Origin of the sequence: Actinacidiphila epipremni, from assembly GCF_012034175.1 — a bacterium.
Lineage (GTDB): Bacteria > Actinomycetota > Actinomycetes > Streptomycetales > Streptomycetaceae > Actinacidiphila > Actinacidiphila epipremni.
The window spans coordinates 78,924-87,925 of the sequence record NZ_JAATEJ010000031.1; the positions used below are offsets into that span (position 1 = coordinate 78,924).

6 protein-coding genes are annotated in these 9,002 nt (G+C 71.5%); 5 read left to right on the forward strand and 1 reads right to left on the reverse strand.

All coding sequences use genetic code 11. The annotated features are described in order from the left end of the window. Positions 1-18: 18 nt before the first annotated feature. From HCN08_RS29830 to HCN08_RS29845, 4 genes are all read left to right on the forward strand, one after another. A complete protein-coding gene (locus HCN08_RS29830; protein WP_167986407.1) occupies positions 19-1,824 on the forward strand; it encodes an ATP-binding cassette domain-containing protein in 1,806 nt (601 codons plus the stop codon). Positions 1,825-1,929: 105 nt separating this feature from the next. Next, positions 1,930-2,835 (forward strand): FadR/GntR family transcriptional regulator, encoded by a 906-nt coding sequence (locus HCN08_RS29835; RefSeq protein WP_167986408.1) that lies wholly within the window; start codon positions 1,930-1,932, stop codon positions 2,833-2,835. A 257-nt stretch (positions 2,836-3,092) separates the two neighbouring features. Continuing rightward, positions 3,093-4,673 carry an RNA polymerase sigma factor gene (locus tag HCN08_RS29840; RefSeq protein ID WP_167986409.1) on the forward strand — a complete coding sequence of 527 codons (1,581 nt, stop codon included), beginning with the start codon at positions 3,093-3,095 and terminating at the stop codon, positions 4,671-4,673. An 86-nt stretch (positions 4,674-4,759) separates the two neighbouring features. Further along, a complete protein-coding gene (locus HCN08_RS29845; RefSeq protein WP_167986410.1) occupies positions 4,760-5,665 on the forward strand; it encodes a S1 family peptidase in 906 nt (301 codons plus the stop codon). Between the two features lie 135 nt (positions 5,666-5,800). Here HCN08_RS29845 and HCN08_RS29850 read toward each other — a convergent pair whose 3' ends face one another. After that, on the reverse strand, positions 5,801-6,031 hold the full coding sequence (locus HCN08_RS29850) for a DUF7455 domain-containing protein (protein WP_167986411.1): 231 nt from the start codon (positions 6,029-6,031) through the stop codon (positions 5,801-5,803). 423 nt (positions 6,032-6,454) lie between these two features. On the opposite strand from HCN08_RS29850, the gene HCN08_RS29855 reads away from it, so the two are divergent. Continuing rightward, positions 6,455-8,575: a DNA gyrase/topoisomerase IV subunit B gene (locus HCN08_RS29855; RefSeq protein WP_167986412.1), complete on the forward strand. Its 2,121-nt coding sequence runs from the start codon at positions 6,455-6,457 to the stop codon at positions 8,573-8,575. Positions 8,576-9,002: the final 427 nt, after the last annotated feature.

Consider the following 9,002-nt stretch of genomic DNA (forward strand, 5'->3'; position numbering starts at 1 on the left):
CGGGGTTATGGTGCTGGGGTGATCCAGGCCATCGGATTGACCAGCATGCCCCGCCGGGGCGCTCCGCCCGCCGTCGCCGACCTCACCTTCGACCTCCGCCCGGGCGAGGTCACCGGCCTGCTCGGACCCGCCGGCTCCGGCAAGTCCACCGCCCTACGGCTACTGCTCGGCCTCCAGGCCGGCCGCGGCGCCACACTCGTCGACGGTCGCCCGCTGCACGAGCTCGCCCGGCCCGGCAGGGTGATCGGCGCCGTGCTCGGCGACGTCCCCGGCCACCCCCGCCGCACCGCCCGCGGCCACCTGCGGATGCTCTGCGCCGCGCACGGCCTGCCCGCCTCCCGCGCCGACGACGTCATGGACGGACTCGGACTCGGCGCGCTCGCCGACCGGCCGCTCGGCACGTACTCGCTGGCCATGGACCGGCGCCTGGCGTTCGCCGTCGCGCTGCTGGCGGACCCGCACGCGCTCGTCGTGGACGACCCGGCGCGCGATCTGGCGCCCCGCGAGGCCGCCTGGGTGCACGCGCTGGTCCGCCGGCACGCCGCTGCCGGCGGCGCCGTCCTGCTGACCGGCCGCGACCCGGGGGCGCTGGGCAGGACCGCGGACCGGCTGGTGGTGCTCGCCGGCGGGCGGATCGTCGCCGACCAGCCGGCCGAGCAGTTCGCCGGCAGCCGGCTGCGCCCGCATGTCGCCGTACGCTCGCCGTACGCCCAGCGGCTCGCCGGACTGCTCGCGGACGACGGCGCGGAGGTGGTCGCCGCCGGGGGCAGCCGTATCGCCGTCTACGGGGCCGATTCCGCGGCCGTCGGCGAGATCGCCCACCGGCACGGCATCCTGCTGCACCAGCTCGCCGACCGGCCGGCCACCGCCGCGCTGCCCGCGCCCGCCCCCGCGCCCGCCCCCGGCCCCTCCGCGCACGCCGTACCCGCCCCCGCCCGGCGGCGGCTCGCGCTGCCCGCCCGCAGGCCCCGGCCGGCGCCGCAGCGGACCCCGCACAGCCCCCTGCACCCGCTGCGCTACGAGCTGCGCCGCTGCTTCGGGGTGCGCACCCCCTGGCCGCTGGTGGCCGGCACGGTTCTCGCCTCCGTGCTCGGCGCCCTCCTCCTGGCGCGCGGCGGGGCCGTACCCACCTCACCGCTGCGGCTGCTGGCCGGCTGGCCGGCCGAACTGCCGCTGCCCGCCGCCGCGATCGGCGCCGGGGCGATCGGCGCGCTGTCGTACGGGCAGGAGTTCGCCTTCCCCGCCCTGACCGCGGGCTTCGGCCCCGAACCGCGCGCCCCCCGGCTGCTGGCCGCCAAACTCGCGGTCAGCGGCGGCCTCGCGCTGCTGACCGCCGCGCTGGCCGCGCTCGCCGACACCGCCGTGCTGCGGCTCGCCCTCGGACCGGGCCGCGTACCGGACCCGACCGCGCTGTCGGCCACGACCGTGGGCTGGGCGGCGCTCGCCGTCGCGTGCGCGTGGACCGGAGTGCTCGCCGCCTGCGCGTTCCGCACCACCGCGCTCGGGCTGTCCGCCGTGCTCTCGGTGCCGTTGCTGGTCGCACCGGCCCTGCGGGCCCTGCTCGGCGGGCGTACCGGCCGGCAATTCCGCGAGGCGGGCGGCGCGTTGTGGTCGGTGGCCACCGGGGCGTCGCGGGCCGACAACCGCGCCGCGCTGGCGACACTGAGCTCGGCCGCCCAACCCCTCGGCCTCGCCCTGGCGTTGTCGCTGTCCTGCCTGGTCGTCGCCTTCGCCGCAAGCACGTTGCGGGCCCGCAGGCGGGGCCGCGGGCCAACTCCCATCCGTACCGCGGGAGCTGGCGGCGTCGACAGCGAGGACGTGTGATTCGTCCCGATAAAACGTCAATTATCAGGTGAGGGATGCTCACCCTTTCGTGTGCTTTTCAGCAAAGCCCTCAAGGCCCGCATCGGCATCGCCGACAAAGGATGCGTGAGTACCCTTGCGCACACCATGATGACCGCGGCTCGATCCGCCGACTCCGGCATCGCCGGCCCGGGCGAGCTGGACCGCTACCCGTACCCGGAAACCCCCGGTGGTGAACGCCCAGGAATCGGGTCCTGGGAAGGCATGGATCCGGACATGAGCCGGGTCGGCCGCCGCGCGGGCGGCAGCCGGGGCCGCGGGCTGCACGGCCAACTCGTCCAGCAGCTCGGCCAGATGATCGTCTCCGGTGACCTGGGCGCCGACCGCCCGCTGGTCCCCGAGGAGATCGGCCAGCGCTTCGAGGTCTCCCGCACCGTGGTGCGCGAGTCCCTCCGGGTGCTGGAGGCCAAGGGCCTGGTCAGCGCCCGCCCCAACGTCGGCACCCGGGTCCGCCCGGTGGCCGACTGGAATCTGCTCGACCCCGACATCATCGAATGGCGCGCCTTCGGGCCGCAACGCGAGGAGCAGCGCCGCGAGCTGCTCGAACTGCGCTGGACGATCGAGCCGCTCGCCGCCCGGCTCGCCGCCGGCCACGGCCGCGAGGACGTCCAGCAGCGGCTCACCGACATGGCGGAGATCATGGCCCACGCCGCCGCCCAGGGCGACGCCCTCACGTTCACCCGCGCCGACGTCGAGTTCCACTCCCTGCTGCTCCAGGTCGCCGGCAACCGGATGCTGGAGCACCTGTCCGGCATCGTCTCCTCGGCCCTCCAGGTCTCCGGCGGCCCGGTCACCGGCTGCGAGCGTCCGGGTGACGCCTCGGTAGGGCTGCACCACCGGATCGTCGAGGCGCTCGCCGGGGGCGACGGCGGCACCGCGGAGGCCGCGATGCGCCAGCTGCTGTCCGTGCCCTCCTCGGAGCAGTCCGCCGCTGCCGCCGACCATGTCGTGCCGGCCCCCCGAGAGCACTGACCGCCCCGCCCGGCCGCCGCGGGCCCCGCGCACACCGGGGGCCGGCGGCGGCCCCGTGTGTGTCACATGTCCGACTTTGCCGCTGATCTGCACAATTTGGGGTGTGACTCGGGCCACGTAAGCTGGGCGTAACGCCAGACGAGGCAGTGCGATGACTTAAGAGGTGGCGGCGGTACGAGGAATATTCAGCATCGAATACGACGCTGAGTCGCCGTGCGGTTCCACCGAGTCGTTCCCATCGTTCCGAGAGGTTGTTCGTGTCGGCCAGCACATCCCGTACGCTCCCGTCCGAGATCGCCGAGTCCGAGTCTCTGATGGCGCTCATCGAGCAGGGTAAGGCCCAGGGGCAGATCGCAGGCGACGATGTGCGTCGGGCGTTCGAAGCGGACCAGATTCCGGCAACCCAGTGGAAGAACGTTCTGCGCAGCCTCAACCAGGTCCTCGATGAGGAGGGTGTGACGCTGATGGTGAGTGCCGCCGAGGCGCCCAAGCGCACCCGTAAGAGCGTCGCAGCCAAGAGCCCGGCGAAACGTACTGCCACCAAGACGGTCGCCGCCAAGGCGACCCCTGCCAAGAAGACCGTAGCGCCCAAGGCCCCGGCTCCCGAGCCGGTGGTCGAGGCCGAGACCACGGTGGAGCCATCGGTGGAGGCGGAAAACCCAGCGGCGGCCAGGAAGGCGCCCGCGAAGAAGGCCGCGGCGGCCAAGAAGACGGCCGCCAAGAAGGCCCCCGCGAAGAAGGCGACAGCGGCCAAGAAGACGGCCGCCGCGCCCGGCGAGGACGAGGCGATCGAGGCCGAGGAGGCGCTTGAGGACGTCGCGCCCGGCACCGGTGGCGAGGACGAGCCGGAGAAGGCGGAGTCCGAGAGCTTCGTGCTCTCCGACGACGACGAGGACGACGCGCCCGCGCAGCAGGTCGCGGTCGCCGGCGCCACCGCCGACCCGGTCAAGGACTACCTCAAGCAAATCGGCAAGGTCCCGCTGCTCAACGCCGAGCAGGAGGTGGAGCTGGCCAAGCGCATCGAGGCGGGCCTCTTCGCCGAGGACAAGCTCGCGGCGGCCGACAAGCTCGCCCCCAAGCTCAAGCGCGAGCTGGAGATCATCGCCGAGGACGGCCGCTGGGCCAAGAACCACCTGCTGGAGGCCAACCTCCGGCTGGTCGTCTCGCTCGCCAAGCGCTACACCGGCCGCGGCATGCTCTTCCTGGACCTGATCCAGGAGGGCAACCTGGGCCTGATCCGCGCGGTCGAGAAGTTCGACTACACCAAGGGCTTCAAGTTCTCCACGTACGCCACCTGGTGGATCCGGCAGGCGATCACCCGCGCGATGGCCGACCAGGCCCGCACCATCCGTATCCCGGTGCACATGGTCGAGGTCATCAACAAGCTGGCCAGGGTGCAGCGCCAGATGCTCCAGGACCTGGGCCGCGAGCCCACCCCGGAGGAGCTGGCCAAGGAACTCGACATGACCCCGGAGAAGGTCATCGAGGTCCAGAAGTACGGCCGCGAGCCCATCTCGCTGCACACCCCGCTCGGCGAGGACGGCGACAGCGAGTTCGGTGACCTCATCGAGGACTCCGAGGCGGTCGTGCCCGCCGACGCGGTCAGCTTCACGCTTCTGCAGGAGCAGCTGCACTCCGTGCTGGACACCCTGTCCGAGCGCGAGGCGGGCGTGGTCTCGATGCGCTTCGGCCTGACCGACGGCCAGCCCAAGACGCTGGACGAGATCGGCAAGGTCTACGGCGTCACGCGCGAGCGGATCCGGCAGATCGAGTCCAAGACCATGTCCAAGCTGCGCCACCCCTCGCGCTCGCAGGTCCTGCGGGACTACCTGGACTGACGCGCGGCGCGCTTTCTGCGGATGCGGCCTCCGGCCCTGTCTATGACTCTGGGTGTCCAGAGCCGTTCACAGAGTCAGGAGGCCGTATGCATGTCACCGTCCCCGCCCGCCTGCGCCGCGCCGCCGCCGGCGCCGGCACCCGACGTCCGCGCAAGGGCCGCCGCGGGGCGCTCATAGCCGCCGCGGCCGTCCTGCCGGCGTTCGCGGTGCCCCTGGCGGCGCCCGCGGTGCCGGCCGCCGCCAACGGGGTCGTGGTCGGCGGTGTGCCGACGACGACCGACGACGAGCCGTGGGTGGTGGCGCTCGCGAGCCGGCAGCGTTTCGGCACCGGCAGATCCGGGCAGTTCTGCGGCGGCGTGGCGGTGGGCCCGCGTACGGTCGTCACCGCGGCGCACTGCCTCGGCCAGGACGCGCTGGGCGTCACGGACTGGCACAACCTCCCGGACCTGCGGGTCATCGCCGGCCGCACCGATCTCGGCGGGTCGGACGGGGAGGAGCTGCCGCTGTCCGACGTGTGGGTCAACCCCGACTTCGACGCCACCACCAATGCCGGGGACGTCGCCGTGATCACCCTGTCGGCATCGCTGCCGGGCGGCGCCGTCATCCCGATGGCGGGACCGGACGACACGGCCTCGTACGCGCCCGGGACGCAGGCGCAGGTCTACGGCTGGGGTGACACGACGGGGCAGGGCACGTACCCGCAGTCACTGCGGACGGCCCAGGTCCAGGTGCTGGCCGACTCGGTGTGCGAGAAGGCCTACCCGGGGGACGCGGACGGCACGTACGTACGTGCCTCGATGGTGTGCGCGGGGGAGCCCGAGGGCGGCAAGGACGCCTGCCAGGGGGACAGCGGCGGCCCGCTGGTCGCGGACGGCCGGCTGATCGGGCTGGTCTCGTGGGGGACGGGCTGCGCGGAGGCGGCCTATCCGGGGGTCTACACCCGGGTGTCCGCGGTGTCCGCACTAGTGGCGCAGCACATGAGCACCACCTGAGCGGTTACCTGGGATGTCACCCGCGGTTGAGGTGTCACCTGCGGTGGACACCGTGTGACGGGAAAACCCGCGGGCGGACACCCCCTCAAGGGGTCCGTCCGCCCGCGGGTCCGAGCTAGTCGCCGGTGCGATGTGTCAGCGCTCGTCGTCTCCCGCCGACGCCGGGGCGTCGGTGAGGCGTCCCGTCTCGTCCTGTATTTCCGCAGCGATCTTCTTGAGTTCCGGCTCGAACTTGCGTCCGTGGTGTGCGCAGAAGAGCAGCTCACCGCCGCTGATGAGAACGACACGCAGGTAAGCCTGAGCGCCGCAACGGTCGCAGCGGTCTGCCGCTGTCAGCGGACTCGCGGGGGTCAGAACAGTAGTCACGTCGCCTCTTCTCTAGCTCGACGAGCTGTCGTACCAGGGTCAACATCCAACCAGGCCGAAAACGTTCCCGCTGACGGCTTTTCCTCGAAAACGGGCCTCGGAGTGACTGGGTGTTACCGATTGGCGGCGAATAGGAGTCATTGCGTCGGATGTCGCGTGTGGTGCTCTTGTCGTACTTGTCCTGCTCTGTCCCGACCGGCTTGCCGGGGTGTTGGTGAGGACGTGCCCGGAGCCTAAATGGTTCATGCCTCTTTGGGAACGTGACATGTGTATCACTCGTGCGGGTTATCGAACGCATGAGCGACCAGCGTTACGATGAAGGCCCGGATACCGGGTCGCGGCACGGCCGCCCCGACCGACCTCGGTACCCTCTCACCGACACGGCTGAGAACTTCAGACCACCCAGATCGAGGAGTTGCCCGCGTGACCGCCGAAACATCCGTGCCGTCCACCGCGCTGCTGACGGGCGCAGATCGCGACGGCTCCAACTACACCGCGCGGCATCTGCTGGTCCTCGAAGGCCTTGAGGCGGTGCGCAAGCGCCCCGGCATGTACATCGGCTCCACCGACAGCCGGGGCCTGATGCACTGCGTCTGGGAGATCATCGACAACTCCGTCGACGAGGCCCTGGGCGGCCACTGCGACCACATCGAGGTCGTACTCGGCGCCGACGGCTCCATCGAGGTGCGGGACAACGGGCGCGGCATCCCCGTGGACGTCGAGCCCAAGACGGGCCTGTCCGGCGTCGAGGTCGTCATGACCAAGCTGCACGCCGGCGGCAAGTTCGGCGGCGGCTCGTACGCGGCCTCCGGCGGCCTGCACGGCGTCGGCGCCTCGGTCGTCAACGCGCTGTCCTCCCGGCTCGACGTCGAGGTCGACCGCGGCGGCAGCACCCACGCCATCAGCTTCCGCCGCGGCGTCCCCGGTACGTACGCGGGCGGCGGACCCGACGCGAAGTTCGAGCCCGCGAGCGGTGTGCGCAAGACCAAGAAGGTCCCCCGCACCCGCACCGGCACCCGCGTGCGCTACTGGCCGGACCGGCAGATCTTCCTCAAGGACGCCAAGCTCTCGCTGGAGACGCTGCACCAGCGCGCCCGGCAGACCGCCTTCCTGGTCCCGGGCCTGACCATCGTGGTGCGCGACGAGCGCGGCATCGACTCCGACAAGCCCGTCGAGGAGACCTTCCACTTCGACGGCGGCATCAGCGAGTTCTGCGAGTTCCTCGCGCCCGACAAGCCGATCTGCGACGTGCTGCGGCTGACCGGCAGCGGCACGTTCAAGGAGACCGTCCCGGTCCTCGACGACCGCGGCCACATGACGCCGACCGAGGTCACCCGCGAACTCGGCGTCGACATCGCGCTGCGCTGGGGCACCGGATACGACACCACCGTCCGGTCGTTCGTCAACATCATCGCCACCCCCAAGGGCGGCACCCACGTCACCGGCTTCGAGCGCTCCGTCGCCAAGACGGTCAACGAGGTGCTGCGCGCCACCAAGCTGCTGCGCGTCGCCGAGGACGACATCGTCAAGGACGACGCCATGGAGGGCATGACGGCGGTCGTCACCGTACGGCTCGCCGAGCCGCAGTTCGAGGGCCAGACCAAGGAGGTGCTCGGCACCTCCGCCGCCAACCGCATCGTGGCCGCCGTGGTGGCCAAGGAGCTCAAGGAGTTCCTGACGTCCACCCGGCGCGACGCCAAGGCCCAAGCCCGGGCGGTGCTGGAGAAGGCCGTGGCAGCCGCCAGGACGCGTATCGCGGCCCGCCAGCACAAGGAGGCCCAGCGCAGGAAGACGGCCCTGGAGACGTCCTCCCTGCCCGCCAAGCTCGCCGACTGCCGAAGCGACGACGTCGACCGCAGCGAGCTGTTCATCGTCGAGGGCGACTCGGCCCTCGGCACCGCCAAGCTCGCCCGCAACTCCGAGTTCCAGGCGCTGCTGCCGATCCGCGGCAAGATCCTCAACACCCAGAAGTCGTCCGTCTCCGACATGCTCAAGAACGCCGAGTGCGGCGCGATCATCCAGGTGATAGGAGCGGGCTCCGGCCGCACCTTCGACATCGACCAGGCGCGCTACGGCAAGGTCATCTTCCTCGCCGACGCCGATGTCGACGGCGCCCACATCCGCTGCCTCCTGCTGACCCTCTTCCAGCGCTACATGCGCCCCATGGTCGAGGAAGGCCGCGTCTTCTCCGCCGTCCCCCCCCTGCATCGCATCGAGCTCGTCCAGCCCAAGAAGGGCCAGGACAAATACCTCTACACCTACTCCGACAACGAACTGCGCCAGACCCTCCTCGACCTCCAGCGCCGCAACGTCCGCTACAAGGACAGCATCCAGCGCTACAAGGGCCTCGGCGAAATGGACGCCAACCAACTCGCCGAAACCACAATGGACCCCCGCCACCGCACCCTCCGCCGCATCAACATCAGCGACATCGAGGCCGCCGAACGCGCCTTCGACCTCCTGATGGGCAATGAGGTGGCCCCCCGCAAGGAGTTCATCACCAACTCGGCCACGACACTGGACCGCTCGAAGATCGACGTCTGACCTCCGGCTTTGCTGCCGGGTGGCGGCCCGGGGCGCGGGTCGGCCGAGACCGGATGTGACGATGGTCCATCCAGGCACCTCGACGCTCGGGGGCCGGAGGCGCTGGATCGTCGGCTGAACGCGCCGGCTGACACGGGAGAGGTTGCTGGATAAGCGCACGCGGAGCCGCCGGTGCCACCGCCGCACAGCAAAGTGGCGGACCTCTGACGGTGCCGCCACGGGGAGGGGGTACGCGATGACATCGCGTCCGAAGGCGGGACTGGCCGCCTTGGCCGGGTTAGCAAGCCAGCGGTCGGCCGAGGCGGCGAATCTGCGGATCTGGGGCGGGGGCCGCTCGTGAGTTTCGGCGAGCCGACCGGTCCGATCGACGTGACGCCCTCGGACCTGAACGCGGCGGCGACGACTTTCGCCGGCGGGCAGACCCGGT